Origin of the sequence: Streptomyces sp. NPDC101234 (genome assembly GCF_044767525.1) — a bacterium.
In the GTDB taxonomy this organism is placed as follows: Bacteria; Actinomycetota; Actinomycetes; order Streptomycetales; family Streptomycetaceae; genus Streptomyces; species Streptomyces sasae.
In genome coordinates, this window is record NZ_JBIWOA010000006.1 from 405777 (window position 1) to 421996 (window position 16220).

Annotated in this window: 12 protein-coding genes; 3 read left to right on the forward strand and 9 right to left on the reverse strand. The window is 72.1% G+C overall.

Annotation, left to right across the window (positions count from 1 at the left end):
- Window positions 1–30: 30 nt before the first annotated feature.
- The 6 genes from ACIRR9_RS14560 to ACIRR9_RS14585 all read right to left on the reverse strand — a co-directional run bounded on the left by ACIRR9_RS14560 (window position 31) and on the right by ACIRR9_RS14585 (window position 6972).
- Entirely contained in the window at window positions 31–585 is a 555-nt protein-coding gene (locus tag ACIRR9_RS14560) for a DUF3455 domain-containing protein (RefSeq protein WP_403751117.1), read from the reverse strand.
- A gap of 199 nt (window positions 586–784) precedes the next feature.
- Complete coding sequence (locus tag ACIRR9_RS14565; RefSeq protein ID WP_403751119.1) at window positions 785–2245, reverse strand: aldehyde dehydrogenase family protein; 1461 nt, start codon at window positions 2243–2245, stop codon at window positions 785–787.
- On the reverse strand, window positions 2242–3972 hold the full coding sequence (locus ACIRR9_RS14570; RefSeq protein WP_403751121.1) for an amidohydrolase family protein: 1731 nt from the start codon (window positions 3970–3972) through the stop codon (window positions 2242–2244). Before ACIRR9_RS14570 ends, ACIRR9_RS14565 begins: the two co-directional genes overlap by 4 nt.
- A 103-nt stretch (window positions 3973–4075) precedes the next feature.
- Window positions 4076–5194: an LLM class flavin-dependent oxidoreductase gene (locus tag ACIRR9_RS14575; RefSeq protein WP_365336131.1), complete on the reverse strand. Its 1119-nt coding sequence runs from the start codon at window positions 5192–5194 to the stop codon at window positions 4076–4078.
- A 93-nt stretch (window positions 5195–5287) separates the two neighbouring features.
- Window positions 5288–6058, reverse strand: a complete 771-nt coding sequence (locus ACIRR9_RS14580) for an SDR family oxidoreductase (protein ID WP_365336130.1) — start codon at window positions 6056–6058, stop codon at window positions 5288–5290.
- An 8-nt stretch (window positions 6059–6066) separates the two neighbouring features.
- Window positions 6067–6972, reverse strand: coding sequence for an LLM class F420-dependent oxidoreductase (locus ACIRR9_RS14585; protein WP_403751188.1), 906 nt, complete (start codon window positions 6970–6972; stop codon window positions 6067–6069).
- Between the two features lie 359 nt (window positions 6973–7331).
- On the opposite strand from ACIRR9_RS14585, the gene ACIRR9_RS14590 reads away from it, so the two are divergent.
- A complete protein-coding gene (locus ACIRR9_RS14590; protein WP_403751123.1) occupies window positions 7332–8219 on the forward strand; it encodes a hypothetical protein in 888 nt (295 codons plus the stop codon).
- Between the two features lie 201 nt (window positions 8220–8420).
- Here the strand turns inward: ACIRR9_RS14590 and ACIRR9_RS14595 are convergent, their stop codons facing one another.
- Genes ACIRR9_RS14595 through ACIRR9_RS14605 form a run of 3 tightly spaced genes read right to left on the reverse strand, consistent with a single transcriptional unit; the run spans window position 8421 to window position 11470 of the window.
- Entirely contained in the window at window positions 8421–9683 is a 1263-nt protein-coding gene (locus ACIRR9_RS14595; RefSeq protein WP_403751125.1) for an amidohydrolase family protein, read from the reverse strand.
- 54 nt (window positions 9684–9737) lie between these two features.
- Window positions 9738–10241, reverse strand: a complete 504-nt coding sequence (locus ACIRR9_RS14600; RefSeq protein WP_403751127.1) for an acyl-CoA thioesterase — start codon at window positions 10239–10241, stop codon at window positions 9738–9740.
- Window positions 10238–11470, reverse strand: a complete 1233-nt coding sequence (locus ACIRR9_RS14605; RefSeq protein WP_403751129.1) for a macrolide family glycosyltransferase — start codon at window positions 11468–11470, stop codon at window positions 10238–10240. Before ACIRR9_RS14605 ends, ACIRR9_RS14600 begins: the two co-directional genes overlap by 4 nt.
- A gap of 287 nt (window positions 11471–11757) precedes the next feature.
- On the opposite strand from ACIRR9_RS14605, the gene ACIRR9_RS14610 reads away from it, so the two are divergent.
- Window positions 11758–13023: a wax ester/triacylglycerol synthase domain-containing protein gene (locus ACIRR9_RS14610; RefSeq protein ID WP_403751131.1), complete on the forward strand. Its 1266-nt coding sequence runs from the start codon at window positions 11758–11760 to the stop codon at window positions 13021–13023.
- A gap of 148 nt (window positions 13024–13171) precedes the next feature.
- Window positions 13172–16123, forward strand: coding sequence for a BTAD domain-containing putative transcriptional regulator (locus ACIRR9_RS14615; RefSeq protein WP_403751133.1), 2952 nt, complete (start codon window positions 13172–13174; stop codon window positions 16121–16123).
- Window positions 16124–16220 lie beyond the last annotated feature (97 nt).

The following is a 16220-nucleotide window of genomic DNA, read 5'->3' on the forward strand; positions in this document are numbered from 1 at the left end:
CGGCCCGTCGCGGCGCTTCCGGCAGAACGCTCAGCTCGCCGCCTTGTAGAACGCGTACGTCGCCGAGTACGGCACCGAGATCTGGTCGGTGCCGGTGCAGACGGCGGCCGGGGCCACACCGCCCTCCGTGTCCAGGCGCTGGACGTAGGTGACGCCCTCGAACGTCCCGGCGCCACGGGTGGCCGTGGCCTTCAGGAGCAGTTCGGGGACGGCGCCGTCCTTCGCGGAGGTGGCGACCGCGGAGGCGTTGACGGCGCTGCCGTCGACCGTGGAGACCCAGACCGGGCCGCGGGAGTGCAGGGCGACCGGGCGGTGGGCGCGGTCCCGCTTGTCGGAGAGGGTGGCGGCGGGCTCCAGGAGCTTCCAGGCGCCGTCGGTGCAGGTATAGGTCTGCACGCCGTGCGCGGAGTAGACGCCGGTCAGCTTGTTGCCGTCGGGCACCGCCAGCGCGGCGGGGGCGTGCACGGCCGGGAGGCGGGCGGGCTGCGTGGACGCGGCCTGGACCGCCGTCGTGCCGAGCAGGGTGGCGGCCGCCGCTGCGGCTACGGCCGTGGTGGTCAGAGCGAGTCTCTTGGCGAGCTTCATGGAGTGGTCTCCAAGGATTTCGTGCGTGTCGGAGGAAGGGAGCGGCCGGACATCGACAGACCGGAAACCGGCCGTCCCCCTTGTCACATCCGGACGCTACGGATCCATGACCGCTTTCGGAACCCGATGCCCGATCTCTGCCCGCACGGGACGCCTCCCGGATCCCCAAAGGGCAATCAGACATGCCGAGTTGTCACCCTCATCCCGGCCAGACGATCGCCTGCACCTCGCTGTAGGCGTGCAGCGCGTACGAGCCCACGTCCCGTCCCACCCCGCTCTTCTTGAACCCTCCGAAGGGCGCCTCCATGTTCCGCCCCACGGTGTTGACCCCGACGCCGCCCGCCCGCAGCCGCCGCGCCACCCGGAAGGCCCGGGCCACGTCCCCCGACCAGACGTAGTCGATGAGGCCGTAGTCGGAGTCGTTGGCGAGGGCGATGCCCTCTTCCTCCTCGTCGAAGGGGACGACGGAGACGACCGGGCCGAAGATCTCCTCCCGGACGGCCCGCATGTCGTGCGTACAGTCGGCGAGGAGGGTGGGGGTGAGGTAGAAACCCCGCTCCAGGGGCGGGCGTTCACCGCCCGCCACCACCGTCGCGCCTTCTTTCCTGGCCAGTTCGACGTACGCCTCGACGCGTGCCCGGTGCTCGGCGGTGATCAACGGCCCCACCACCGTGCCGGGTTCCGAAGGGTCCCCGACCTTCAACCGGCTGGCGTAGGCGGCCAGTTCCTCGACGAGACGGTCGTACAGCCCACGCTGCACCAGCACCCGCGTGGGCGCCGTGCAGATCTGTCCGCTGTAGAAGGAGAAGGTGGTGCCGATCCCGGCCACCGCCGACCCGACGTCCGCGTCCTCGAAGACGACCGCCGCGCCCTTCCCGCCCAGCTCCATCAACTGGCGTTTCATGTCCCGCCCGCACACCTCGCCGATGCGCTGCCCGACGGCCGTGGACCCGGTGAAGCTCACCATGTCGACGTCGGGTGACGCGACGACGGCCTCGCCCACCCCCACGTCCTGCCCGGAGACGACGTTCACGACCCCGGCCGGAGCCCCCGCCGCCTCCAGCGCCTCCGCCATCCGGTAGACGGACAGGGGATCCTGCGGGGCGGGCTTCACGACCACCGTGTTGCCCATCGCCAGCGCCGGTGCGACCTTGCCCGCCGGGTTGGCCCACGGGTTGTTGTACGAGGTGATGCAGGCGACCACACCGACCGGCTGGCGCACGGCCAGCGCGCCCATCACCCCGGCCTTGCCCATCGGGCCGGCCTCGTTGATCTGCGGCGGGATCGCCCACTCCGCCGGTTCGACGGTGGCGTAGCGGCGGAAGCGGGCCACGGCCACCCCCACCTGCATCGCGCGGGCGGTCCCGGTGGTCGCCCCGGTCTCGGCCCGGGCCAGGTCGGCGTACGGTCCCAGCTGCCCCCGGATGATGTCGGCGGCCCGGCCCAGCACCGCCGCCCGCTCCCCCGCCGGTGTCCGCGACCAGGCGTCGAAGGCCTCCCGGGCGGCCTCGCACGCGGACCGGACCTGTTCCGAGGAGGCCTCGGGGGCCCAGCCGACGGTCTCCTCGGTCGCCGGGTCGACGACCTCGTAGTGCCCGCCGTCCGGTTCCACCCAGGCACCGCCCACGAACAGCCGCTGCCCGTCGGACACCGCACTCACCGGGTGCTCACCGTCCTGGTGTCCCGACCGGACCGCAGCACCCTGCCCGGTACGGCCCCGCTCACCACGTCGTCCCGGATGGCCTCGACGCCGTTGACCCAGACCGCGTGCACGCCGATCGCCTTCGCGTCCAGGCGGGGGCTGTCTCCCGGCAGGTCGTGCACCAGGGTGGCCTGGCCGGCGGCGATCCGCTCCGGGTCGAAGAGCACGAGGTCCGCATGCCAGCCCTCCGCGATCCGCCCCCGCTCCCGCAGCCCGAAGAGCCGGGCGGGATCGTCGGTCAGCATCTTCACGGCCTGTTCCAGGCCGAGCAGCTTCCGCCCGCGCAGACAGTCCCCGATGAACCGGGTGGTGTACGGCGCCCCGCACATCCGGTCCAGATGCGCCCCCGCGTCCGACCCGCCCAGCATCACGTCCTCGTGCTGCCAGGTCTCGGCGCGCAGCGCCCAGGAGGCGGGGTCGTTGTCGGTGGGCATGGGCCACAGGACGGTGCGGAGGCCGTCGGCGGCGCAGATCTCGACCAGGGTGTGGAAGGGGTCCTGGCCGCGCTCCCGGGCGATGTCCTTGACCACCCGCCCGCTGAGCCCGGCGTTGGCCTCGCTGTAGGTGTCCCCGATGACGTACCGCCCGAAGTTCGCCAGCCGCCGGAAGACCCCGGCTTCCTTGCTGTTGGCGCGCGCCAGCATCTCGGCCCGTACGTCCGGGTCGCGCAGCTTCTCGATCCGCTCCGGAACCGGCAGCCCGAGGATCGGTCCCCACCCGGGGATGAGGTTCAGCGCGCAGAAGGTCCCGAGCGACATGTTCATCGGTGTGAGGATGGGCATGGTCAGCGCCACCACCCTGCCGCCCGCCTTCCGGGCCCGCTCGCCGGCCTGGAGCTGCCGGGGGACCCGCTCGGGCACGGCGGCGTCGACGGTCAGCACGTTCCAGTTCAGCGGCCGCCCGGCCACCGCGCTCATCTCGGCGAACAGCTCGATCTCGGCGTCGCTGAACTGGTCGAGACACCCGGCGACGATCGCCTCGATCTGTGTCCCCTCGTGCTCCCCGACCGCTTTCGACAGGGCCAGCAGCTCGGCGGGGAGCGCGTGCCGCGAGGCCACCGGCTGCCCGTCCCCGTCGGAATGGGTGCTGGACTGGGTGGTGGAGAACCCCCAGGCGCCCGCGTCCATGGCCTCGTGCAGCAGCCGCACGATCTCCGCGAGTTGCTCCTCACTGGGCTGCCCGCCGATCGCGTCCGGCCCCATCACGTACCGGCGCAGGGCGCAGTGCCCCACCATGAACCCGGCGTTGACGGCGATCCGCCCTTCGAGCGCGTCCAGATACTCCCCGAAGGAGTTCCAGCTCCAGGGCGCCCCTTCCTCCAGGGCGACCAGGGACATGCCCTCGACCTTGGACATCATGCGGCGGGTGTAGTCGGCGTCGTCGGGGCGGGACGGGTTCAGGGGCGCGAGGGTGAACCCGCAGTTCCCGGCGGCCACGGTCGTGACGCCGTGGTTCAACGAAGGGACCGCGTACGGGTCCCAGAAGAGCTGGGCGTCGTAGTGCGTGTGCGGATCGACGAACCCGGGGGCGAGGACGAGCCCGGTGGCGTCCTCGCTGGTACGGGACTCCTCGGTGACGGTTCCGACGACGGCGATACGACCGTCACGGATGCCGACGTCGGCGGTGAAGGCGGGCGCGCCGGTGCCGTCGACGACCTTCGCCCCTTTGATGACGTGATCGAGCATGAACCTTGCCTCCTCAGCATGCGCTGCGGTGACCGACCTGTCTTTCAGGGGCGTGGGGAACTGCGCGACCAGCCCCCACACGCCCGCAGCCGCCGACGAACCCTCAAGCCCCCTGACGGAACCGCGTAGTCCGGTGCACGGGATCCGTGTCGATCTTCGGAATCACGTGCTCCCCGATCAACCGGATCGTCTGCAGCGTCTCCTCCTTCGGCACACCCACCGGCAACCCGAAGCTCAACTGGTCCGCCCCGGCCTGCTCCCACCGCTTGCACTGCCGCAGCACCTCGTCCGGGTCCCCGCAGATCAGCAGCTCCTCCTCGACCAGCAGCTCCACGAACTCCGGCGTGTACTCCGGCAGCGTCTCCGGCCAGACCGGGAACCCCTCGGGCCGCGGGAACGTGTCGTGGTACCGGAACACCAGGGAGGGCAGATAGTGCAGTCCGCCGCTCGCCGCGATCCGGATCGCCTCGTCGTGGGTCGGCGCGCAGATCGCCGTGGTCGTCACCATGACGTTGTCGTTGACGAAGTCCCCGACCGGCTCCGCGTTCACGATCGCGGTCTTGTACTGCTCCAGCACCCACTCCATGTCGGAGACCTTCTGGATGCTGAACCCGAGCACCCCCAGCCCCTTCTTCGCCGCCATGGCGTACGACGGCGGGGACCCGGCCGCGTACCACATCGCGGGGTGCGACTTGCCGTACGGCTTCGGCAGCACCTTCCTCGGCGGCAGCTGCCAGTGCTTGCCCTGGAAGCCGACGTACTCGTCCTGCAGCCACATCTTGGGGAACTCGGCGATGGTCTCCTCCCAGATCTCCTTGGTGTAGTTCATGTCGGTCACACCAGGGATGAACCCGAGGATCTCGTGGGAGCCGGCGCCGCGTCCGCTGCCGAACTCGAAGCGGTTGCCGCTGAGATGGTCGAGCATGGCGACCTTCTCGGCGACCTTCACGGGGTGGTTGACCTGGGCCAGGGGGTTGAAGATCCCGGAGCCGAGGTGGATCCGCTCGGTGGCGTGGGCCAGATAGCCGAGGTACACGTCGTTGGCGGACAGGTGCGAGTACTCGTCGAGGAAGTGGTGTTCGGAGGCCCAGGCGTACTTGAACCCCGACTTGTCCGCCTGGATGACGTACTCGGTCTCCTCCATCAGTGCCTTGTGCTCGGCCAGCGGGTCGGTCTCGGCGCGCTTGCCCACGTATCCCTGTACAAAGAGCCCGAATTCCAAGGCGGTTCACCGTCCCAAGTCCAGGTGGGTGGTCCTTATGAGTCCTACGCACTTTCTGACGTAGCGTCAGAAAAATCAATAGCTGACGAGCCGTCAGATGACACTGACCCCCGCCAGCCACCCGCCGTCGATCACGAACGGCTGCCCGGTGATGTACGAAGAGTCGTCCGAGGTCAGGAAGAGCGCCAGCCTGGCCACCTCCTCGGCCCGCCCGATCCGGCCCAGCGGCACGAGCTTGCGGTACAGGTCGTCGAGGGCGCGGCTCATCTCCTCCGGGTCGGCGGTCGGGTCGAGCCGTGCCGGGTTGGACATCGCGGTGTCGATGGCGCCGGGGCAGATCGCGTTGACCCGTATCCCCCGGTCGGCCAGTTCCAGCGCGGCGACCCGGGTGAGGCCGAGCACCGCGTGCTTGGTCGCGGCGTACGTGCCGACCGCCGCCATCCCGGTCAGCGCCGTGTAGGAGGCCGTGTTGACGATGGTCCCGCCGTCGGCCAACTCCGGTGCGACCGTCTTCATACCCAGGAAGCAGCCGACCTGGTTGACCTGTACGACCTGCATGAACTCGTCGAGGGGCGTGTCCACGAGCGCGTTGAACCGCAGGATGCCCGCGTTGTTCACCAGCCCGTCGAGCCGGCCGTACGCCTTCTTCGCGGCGGCCACGGCGGCCTGCCACTCCCCCTCCACACCCACGTCCAGATGGACGTAGGCCGCCCCTATCTCCTTGGCGAGCGCCTCTCCCTGGTCGTCCAGCACATCCGCCACGACGACCCGCGCGCCCTCCGCGACGAAGAGCCGTGCCTCCTGTTCGCCCTGCCCGCGCGCCGCCCCGGTGACGATGACGACGCGCCCGTCCAGCTTGCCCATACCGCTCCTCAGGTCAGGCGGGGCGCGACCTCGGCCCCGAACGCGTGGATCTGGTCGATGAGTTCGGCCCGGCTCCGGCTGCGGAACCGCACCTGGATCTGGTGCACACCCATGTCGCCGTAGGCCCTGAGCGACTCGGCGAGTTCCTCGGGGCTCCCGCTGAGGGTGCGGCGGCCCACCTCCCACCCGGGCACGCCGACGTACAGCGGCTCGGCGATCGCGCCCACGGTGATCGGTTCCTCGACACCCGCGTCCTCGCGCAGCCGCAGCAGCCGGTCGATCTGCGCGGGCAGCCGGTCCCTGGGGTCGCCCTGGGGCAGCCAGCCGTCGCCCTTGAGGGCGGCTCGGCGCACGGCGGCCGGTGACGACCCGCCGACCCACACCGGCACCCGTTCCTGGGCGGGCCGGGGGCGCTGTCCGAGCCCCTCGAAGTCGTAGAACTTCCCGTGATGGGACGGGAACTCATCCGGCCCGAGAGCCGCCCGCAGTGCGTCGATCGCCTCGTCCAGCACCGCTCCCCGCTGCCGGAAGTCCACGCCCAGCACCTCGAACTCCTCCGCCACATGCCCGGCGCCGACCCCGAGGATCAGCCGGCCGCCGGAGAGGTGGTCGAGGGTCGCGTACTGCTTGGCGGAGAGCAGGGGGTGCCGTAGGCCCACGATGGCGACATGGCTGAGCAGGCGCACCCGCTCGGTCACGGCGGCCAGGTGGGCGAGGGTGGCGACCGGGTCGTACCAGACCGTGCTCATGGCCGGGGCCAGCCGGCGCGGGATCGCCACGTGGTCGCAGACGGCGAGGTAGGCGAAGCCGGCGTGCTCGGCGGCGCGGGCGATCGCCACGAGGTCCGCCGGACCGGCGGCGGCCTCCCAGGGCTCCGCGAAGATGGTGGACTGGGACTGGACGGGGAGCTGCATCCCGTACGCCGGCCGCCCGCCCGGCAGGGCTTGGATGGACACACACCCTCCTGAACGCGATGGACTGGATCCGATGGCCCGGATCCGGTGGACGTATCCGATAGACGTATCCGCTGAACCGAAACTGACGATCCGTCACATCAGAGCTGTCGGAGCCATCGTCTTGCCTGACGCTCGGTCAGACAAGGGTCGGGAGCGTTGATCGTCCGGTGAAGAATGTCCGCCTCTCTGACCGATTGGCCCGAGGCCGTCGTGGTCGTGTCTCGGGCATGTCACCGGGTGAGGGCGGCCCGACCGGGGTTCGTAGTGCCTGGTGACGGCCCGGGGATCCGGGTCGCGCAGACCACGGGGAGACCGAGATGATCCGCAACCGCATCGCCGCGCTGGCCGCCACCGCAGTCGCCGCGTCCCTGCTGCTGACCGCCTGCAACGCCACCGACGAGGCCGCCGGTGCCGCCTCGGCGGCCAAGGACGGCGTCGGCGCCGCACTGCAGAGCCTGCACTTCGACAACGGCACCGCGAAGCAGCACAAGGCCACCCCGAAGACGGGCGACTGGGCCACCGGGGCCGGCAAGCCGGCGACGGCCCCGGCCGCCAAGAAGTGGGTGCAGCTGAGCGCGTCCCGGGCGGGGGACCTGAACCCGGTCGTCGTCAACGGCGCGGGCTTCACCCTCTACCGCTTCGACAAGGACACCGCGAACCCGTCCAGGTCCAACTGCAACGACGCGTGCGCGACCACCTGGCCGCCCGTGGTCGTCGCCCCGGGCGGCAGGATCTTCATCGACGGTGTGGACAAGTCCGAGGTCGGCGTGGTCAAGCGCGCCGACGGCAACCTCCAGGTGACCGTCGGCGGCTGGCCGGTCTACCGCTTCAGCAAGGACCTCAAGCCCGGCGACACCAACGGGCAGGGCGTGGGCGGTACGTGGTTCGGCGTGACCCCGGACGGCAGGAAGGCGGGCGTCCAGGACCAGGGAAGCACCGGCGGCGGACAGACCGGCACGGCCGCAGCGACCAGCGTCGTCCTCTCCGACGAGCGTGACTTCGGCGACCCCTCCGAGGGGCTGGCCGGCTCCGGCTGCAAGAACGTCGCCCGCGACGACTCCGCTTCCTCCCTCCGGGCCTCCGGCACGCTGAAGATCTGGTCGGAGAAGAACTGCAAGGGCGAGTCCAAGGTGGTCCAGGGCGACATCGCCGACCTGGCGTCGATCGGCTTCGCCAACAAGATCTCGTCGGTGTTCCTCGGCTGACACCGACCGGCACGCACCGGGCCGCGGCCCCTTTCCCGCGGGGGACCGCGGCGGGCGCGCGGCGGGCGCGCACAGTGAGCGGCGCGGAAGGGGCGAGACGGCGCGGGACGGGACGGCACAGCACAAGGCCGCGCAGCACAGGCCCGCGCCGGGCCCTGCTTCCGGACACGGTCCGGCAGGGCCGGGCGGCGGGAACGGGGCTCAGCCGGTCGCGCCCGGAGCCGACCCCGCCCCCTGCCCCGGCCACAGGCCGTCGGGGGTCAGGCCCAGGAGGTCGATCGAGTTGCCTCGGACGATGCGTTCGACCACGTCCGGGGGCAGGTGGCCCATCTGGGCCTCGCCGACCTCTCGTGACTTCGGCCAGGTGGAGTCGGAGTGCGGGTAGTCGGTCTCGTAGAGGACGTTGCCGAGACCGATCGCATCCAGGTTCTTCAGACCGAACGCGTCGTCGAAGAAGCAGCCGTAGACGTGCTCCGCGAAGAGTTCGGACGGCGGCCGGTGCACCTTGTCGGCGACTCCGCCCCAGCCCCGGTTCTCCTCCCACACCACGTCGGCGCGTTCGAGGATGTAGGGGATCCAGCCGATCTGGCCCTCCGCGTACATCACCTTCAGGTCGGGGAAGCGTTCGAACTTGCCGCTCATCAGCCAGTCGACCATCGAGAAGCAGCAGTTGGCGAAGGTGATGGTGGAGCCGACGGCCGGCGGGGCGTCCGCCGAGGTGGAGGGCATCTTGCTGCTGGAGCCGATGTGCATGGCGACCACCGTGCCGGTCTCGTCGCAGGCGGCGAGGAAGGGGTCCCAGGCGTCCGTGTGGACGGAGGGCAGCCCCAGGTGCGGGGGTATCTCGGAGAAGGCGACGGCACGGACACCGCGGGCCGCGTTGCGGCGGACCTCGGCGGCCGCCAGCTCCGCGTCCCACAGGGGGATGAGCGCGAGGGGGATGAGCCGGCCCTGCGCGAGCGGGCCGCACCACTCCTCCACCATCCAGTCGTTGTACGCCTGGACACAGAGCAGGGCCAGTTCGCGGTCCTTGGCCTCGGTGAAGGTCTGCCCGCAGAAGCGCGGGAAGGTCGGGAAGCAGAGGGCGGACTGGACGTGGTTGACGTCCATGTCGGCGAGCCGCTGCGGGACGTCGTACGACCCCGCCCGCATCTGCTCGTACGTGATCACTTCGAGCTTGATCTCGTCGCGGGAGTAGCCCACGGCGGTGTCGAGGCGGGTGAGGGGGCGGTGCAGGTCCTCGTAGATCCACCAGTCGCCTGTCGGGCCGTCCTCCCCGGGCTTCCCCATGACCGGCCTGAACCGGCCGCCGAGGAAGCTCATCTCCCTCAGCGGGGCACGGACTATGCGCGGCCCGACGTCCAGGTACTTCTTCGGGAGGCGGGACTGCCAGACGTCCGGCGGCTCCACGGTGTGGTCGTCGACGGAGATGATCAGCGGAAACGTGCCGTCCTGGGTGTCCATGGCGCTCACGGTAGCGCCGATCTGACGAACCGTCAGCTAGTGGATGACGGATCGTCAGCAGTCGCAGGCCGCGTGCCGGGCCAGCACGGCCAGCTCGTCCTCCTCCAGCCTGCGGGTGCGGCGGGCGGCGGGGTCGTAGGCGACACAGGTGCTCACACAGGTGCAGAACACCTGGTCGCCCCGCGTGATCCGACTGGTCAGCCGGAAGGAGGTGCGGCGGACCGCGCTCACGGTGGTGCTGATGACGGCCGGTTCCGGGCGGAGGTCGAGCGCCTCGGTGTAGTCGAGTTCGTGGCGGGCGTAGATCACGCGGACGCGAACGGCCTGCCCGGGGTGGCCGCGCTGGAGGTAGAAGAGGTCCACGTGGGCGTCCTGGACCATCTCCAGGAGGCGGACGTTGTTCACGTGGTTCATCGGGTCCAGATCACTCATCCGGACCGGGCGGCTGTAGAGGTGGGGGCGGTGGTGGTGCGGCTGCTGCTGCGCGGGCACGGGGGCGGGCACAGCGGCGGGCGCGGGGGCCGGGGCGGGGACCGCCGTCAGGGTCGCATGGCTCACTGCTCGGCTCCCTGCTCGGCTCCCTGCTCGGCTCCCAGCGCGTCCTCGGCCAGGTCCGCCGCGGCACTCGCGCCGCCCGACCGGTCGATCTCGGCGCGCAGGCCGGCGACGGCCGCGCGGACGGCCGGGTCCGCCGAGACCCGCAGCACGGCCGCCCGCAGCGACTCCGCGGTGACCCGCTCGCGCGGCAGGTGCACCCCGAGTCCCAGGTCCTCGATCCGGCCCGCGTTGACGCGCTGCTCCGCCATCTGCGGGATCGCCACCATCGGCACCCCGTACCGGACGGCCTCCATCGTGCCGCCCATCCCCGCATGGGTCACGAAGACGTCCGCGTGCGCCAGCACGGCCAGCTGCGGCACCTGCGCATGCACCTCGACATGGGCGGGGAGCGGGCCGAGCTGGTCCGGGGTGACGTCCGGGCCGACGGCCATCACCACGTGGTGGGGGAGGTCGGCGAAGGCCTCGGCGCACACCCGGTAGAACTCCGGGCGCCGGGTGAACTGGGAGCCCAGCGAGACCAGCAGCACGGGCACGTCGGGGCGGGGCGGCTGCCAGGACCCCTGGTAGGAGCGGTCACCGAGGACGGGCCCGACGTAGGCGACGCGGCGGGCGGCGACGGTGTCCGCACCACGCTGGAAGGAGCGGGGCAGGAAGGCGATCGCCCGGTCGGGCCGCTCGACCTCGTGGATGCGGGCGGGGTCGAGACCGCGCACGGCGAAGGCGGCGGCCAGGTCGTCGTACCCGGGGAGGCCGGCGAGACCGTCAGCGCCGTCGAAGAACTCGGGGAACAGTCCGTCGTAGGCCATGTGGGTGGGCGAGCACAGGACGGTCGGCACACCCCACTGGGCGCCCAGCAGCAGCCCCGCGAAGCCGTAGACGTCGTAGAGGACGAGGTCGGGGCGGTCGTGTTCGTACGCCCGGGTCAGCGCGGGCAGGGAGCCCAGCGAGGCGTGCACCGCGCGGGCGAAGCCCTCCGCGAGGCGCTCGGGCGCGTCGGAGCCGTCGCTCTCCACCGGGTAGACGACGGGCTCGGCGCCGGCCGCCTTCACCGCGGGCGCGAAGTCCTCGGTGATGGCGTACGTGACCCGGTGGCCCCGGCGCACCAGCTCCTCCACCACGCCCAGGGTCGGGTTCACATGCCCCTGCATCGGCAGGTTGACCACGGCGATGTGCGCCGGTCCCTGCGGGAGAGGCGGGGTCGAGGAGGCGGCGGGGCTGGTGCCAGGCACGATGGGCGTTTCCTGTTCCTGTACGGCGCGTTGGAGGACACTCGTCGGTTCGTGTGGGGCCGTGGTGTGGGGAGACGGGCATCGGTACAACGACGCCGACCCGTGTCACGCGACTGGCAACGGACGGAAGACAACCCCTTCGTGGTGACCTGCGGGGCGGCGGGTTGACCGGACGGGCGTGACGGCGGGTCGTGGGCGGGCGTGACCGCAGGTCGTGGGCGGGCGTTGGGCGGCGTGGAGGACCGCCGCCACGAGTCGCCACGAGCCGCCACGACAGGAGCCGCCTCATGCCCGGAACGCAGCTGCCCTTCATGGAGGAGGGGATGGCCCGTTGGCCGTTCGGTCCGCCCAATGCCGGGATCGCGCTGGACTTCGCGGGAGCGCCGCCCGAACTCGCCGAACTCCGGACGCTGGTGCGCGAGCGCTGGGCCGATCTGCCGCGGCTGGGACGGCAGTTGGTGCGCGACGAGCGGCGGGCCCGGTCGGGCTGGTCGCGCCGGCACCGCTGGGAGACCCCGGCAGCCGGTCCCGACCCGGCCGCGCAGCTACGGGACCAGGGCGGGGAGACCCTGGAGGAGGCCGTACGGGACTGGTTCCACACCCCTCTCCCGTCCGGCGAACCGCCCTGGAACCTGCACCTGCTGCGCGGCCCGGCCGAGGGCGAGTTCACCCTCCTCTTCCGGATGCACCACAGCCTTCTGGACGGACGGTCGCTGACCACCCTGCTGCGCGCCCTCCTGGACGGCTGCGGCCCGGTGGACGCCGACGCCTCGGCGGCCGGACCGGGCGAGCTGCGCCGCGTCCCCGCGCCCGGCACCCAACCGGGCCTGCTGACGGCCGGCCTGGCGGTGCCGTTGCCGGGGAAGGGGGAGCGGGTGACGGCGTACTCGGTCGTACGACTGCCTCCCGAACTCGTACGGGCCGCGCGCGGGCGCGCGGGGGCGACCACCAACACCGTCTTCCTGGCGGCCGTTTCGGGCGTACTGCGCTCCTGCCTGCTGACCTCGAACGCCTCTGACGCCTCTGACACCTCCGACCCCGCCGGACGACGGGTCTGGCTGTCCGTCCCGGTGGACCAACGGCCCGCCGACCGCGGCGACTTCCTGGGCAACGCGTTCTGCAACGTCCGGCTGCCCGCTCCGGTCGGCCTGGCCGACCCGGCCGCCCGGCTCCGGGCCTGCGCCGGTCTGCTCACCACCGTCACCCGCCCCCTCAGCAGGACGGAGAAGTTCTTCGAGGCGGCCGTCACCGCCCTGCCAGGACCGGCCCAGGCGCTCGCCCGCGGCCGCCTGTTCGCCCCGGACTACGCGCCGGCCGCCTGCACCTACGTCCATCTCCGCGAGTCCGGCCGTACCCTGGCCGGGCGTCCGCTGCGCCGGATCAGCCTGGTCCCCATGGTGCCGCCGGACGACACGGTCACCTTCGCGCTGGGCGGCTGCGCCCGCGGCCACACCCTGAGCGTGTGCACCAACTCGGGCGCCGAGGACGCCGACCTGCTCGCGGAGTCGTTCCGCCATGAACTCGCGCTGCTGGCAGAGGCCGCTTCCGCGTGAAGAGTGTTCCGCCGACAGAGGCCACTTCTGTGTGAAGAGTGTGTGGACCACCGTGTGTCGCCCTGTGATCGGTGTCTCGCCCGGCTGACGCAACCCCCGTGAACAAGGCAAACTGACGGGGTGGATCGGGATGTCTAGGGGGACGGGCATGGACGGTGGACCGCGGGTACCGGAGCAGCGGCGCCCCTCCTCCTCTGCGGAGGCGGCGGCGCTGCGCTTCAGTGTGCTCGGTCCGGTGCGCGCCTGGCGCGAGGAGGAGCCGCTCAACACCGGCTCCCCCCAGCAACGCGCGCTGCTCGCCGCCCTGTTGCTGCGCGAGGGCCGGACGGCGACCGCGGCCGAGCTGATCGACGCGCTGTGGGGCCCCGAGCCGCCTTCGCAGGCGCTGGCGGCGGTCCGCACCTACGCGTCCCGGCTGCGCAAGGTCCTGGACCCCGGGGTCCTGGTCAGCGAGTCGGGCGGATACGCGGTGCGCAGGCTCGGCGAGGGCGCCCTGGATCTGGCGGCGGCGCAGGACCTGGCGGCGGAGGCGGAGAAGGCGAAGAACGGCGGGGACCTGTGCCACGCCCGTGACGTGCTGAACCGGGCGCTGGCGCTGTGGGACGGCGAACCGCTGGCGGGGGTGCCGGGCCCGTACGCCGACGCACAGCGGGTCCGTCTGGAGGAGTGGCGGCTCCAACTCCTCGAAACCCGCCTGGACATGGACCTGGAGCAGGGCTGCCACGCGGAGGCGGTCTCGGAGCTGACGGCCCTGACGGCCGCCCACCCCCTCCGCGAACGCCTCCGTGAGCTGCTCATGCTCGCCCTGTACCGCAGCGGCCGCCAGGCGGAGGCCCTCGCGGTGTACGCCGACACCCGCCGCCTCCTCGCCGAGGAACTCGGCGTCGACCCGCGCTCGGGCCTGCGCGAGCTGCAGCAGCGCATCCTCCAGGCCGACCCGGCCCTGGCGGAGCCCTCCTCACCGGCGGCGGAGCCCCCGGCCGTCCCGGTCCGCCCGGCCCAACTCCCGGCGACCGTGCCCGACTTCACCGGCCGTTCGGCCTTCGTCACCGAGCTGAGCGAGGTGCTGGCCTCGGCGGAGGGCCGGGTGATGGCCGTATCGGCGCTGGCGGGCATCGGGGGCGTCGGCAAGACGACCCTCGCGGTCCATGTGGCCCACCAGGCCCGGTCCGCCTTCCCGGACGGCCAGTTGTACGTCGACCTGCAGGGCGCCGGCTCGCGGGCGGCGGAACCGGAGACGGTACTGGGCTCCTTCCTGCGTGCGCTCGGCACACCGGACTCGGCCATCCCCGACTCCCTCGACGACCGCGCGGCCCTGTACCGCTCGGTCCTGGACGGCCGCCGCGTACTCGTCCTGCTGGACAACGCGAAGGACGCGGCACAGGTGCGTCCGCTGCTGCCGGGCACGGAGGGCTGCGCGGCGCTGGTCACCTCCCGCGTCCGCATGGTCGACCTGGCCGGGGCCCATCTGGTGGACCTGGACGTGATGTCCCCCGACGAGGCGCTGCAGCTCTTCACGAAGATCGTCGGCGAGGAGCGGGTGGCCACGGAGCGCAAGGCGGCGCTCGACGTGGTCGCCGCCTGCGGCTTCCTCCCCCTCGCGATCCGCATCGCGGCATCCCGTCTCGCGGCCCGCCGCACCTGGACCGTCTCGGTCCTCGCGGCGAAGCTCGCGGACGAACGCCGCCGCCTGGACGAACTCCAGGCCGGCGACCTGGCGGTGAAGGCCACCTTCGAACTCGGCTACGGCCAGCTGGAGCCGACCCAGGCCCGCGCCTTCCGCCTGCTCGGCCTGGCCGACGGCCCGGACATCTCCCTGGCGGCGGCCGCCGCCGTGCTGGACCTCCCGCAGGAGGACACGGAGGACCTCCTGGAGGCCCTCGTGGACACCTCGCTCCTGGAGTCGGCGGCCCCCGGCCGCTACCGCTTCCACGACCTGGTCCGGCTCTACGCGCGTGCGTGCGCGGAACGCGACGAACAGCCGCCGAGCGAGCGCGAAGCGGCCCTGTCGCGGCTGCTGGACTTCTACCTGGCCACCGCCGCGGCGGTCTACCTGATCGAACGGCCGGGCGACCGGCTGGTCGATCACCTCGCGACCCCGGAGTACCCGGGGCTCGCGTTCGACGACCGGCACGCGGCACAGGACTGGCTGTACTCCGAGGCGGTCTCACTGCTGGCGTGCGTCCGGCAGTCCGCGCACCCCGGGATGCTCCGGCGTGCCGTCGACGTCCTGTGGGCCGCGATCGACCTGGCGGAGTCGGGGGCCAACTCCCGGGAGTACGAGACGGTCGCGGTGACACTGTGCACGGCCGCGCGGGTGGCCGAGGACCCGTGCGCGGAGGTCCGGGCACTGATCACGTTGGCCTACGCGCACAGCCTCACCGGCCGGTTCGACCTGGCCGACGAGGAGGCCGGCCGGGCCCGCGAGCTGACCGACTCCTCCCACGACCCGATGGCCGACTGCTGGTCGTCCAACGTGGGCGGCGCGATCGCGGCCTACCAGAACCGGCACGAGGACGCGGAGGCGCACTTCACCCGCGCCATCGAGCACTTCCGCGCGCTCGGCGACCGGCCGGGCGAGGCGAGCGCCCTGTGCAACCTGTCGCGCGTGCACCTGGCCACCGGCCGGGCGGAGAGCGCGGTGACCCTGGCCGGACAGGGTACGGCCATGTACGACGACATGGGGCACGACCTGAAGGGCGCCAACGGGCGGTACGCACTGGGCCTCGCGCTGGCACAGAGCGGAAAACTGGCTCAGGCGACCGAATGCCTCCAACAGGCCCTCGTGGTCTTCCGCGACAGCCGGCAGCGGCTGTGGGAGGGCATGACGGTCTTCCGCCTCGCCGAACTCGACGTCACGGCGGGGCGCCCCGCGCAGGCGGCGTCGAACGCGGAGACGGCGCTGACCCTGCTGCGGGGCATCGGCGGGGAGTGGCGGCGCGGCAATGTCCTCACCGTCCTCGGCCGCGCTCTCAACGGCATCGGCCAGCTGGACCGGGCACAGGTGTGCTGGCGCGAGGCCCTCGACATCTTCGAGTCGCTCGGCGCCCCGGAAGCGGACGAGGCCCGGAGCCTGCTGACGCCGACTCAGGTGGCCTGAGCAGGCGCGGCGGAGGCGTTCATCGTTCGTTTATCGCGGTCCGGCACTCTCGCCTGTGTCGGGCCGTCGCGTCGGGGGGCAGACGGACCGGCGTCGG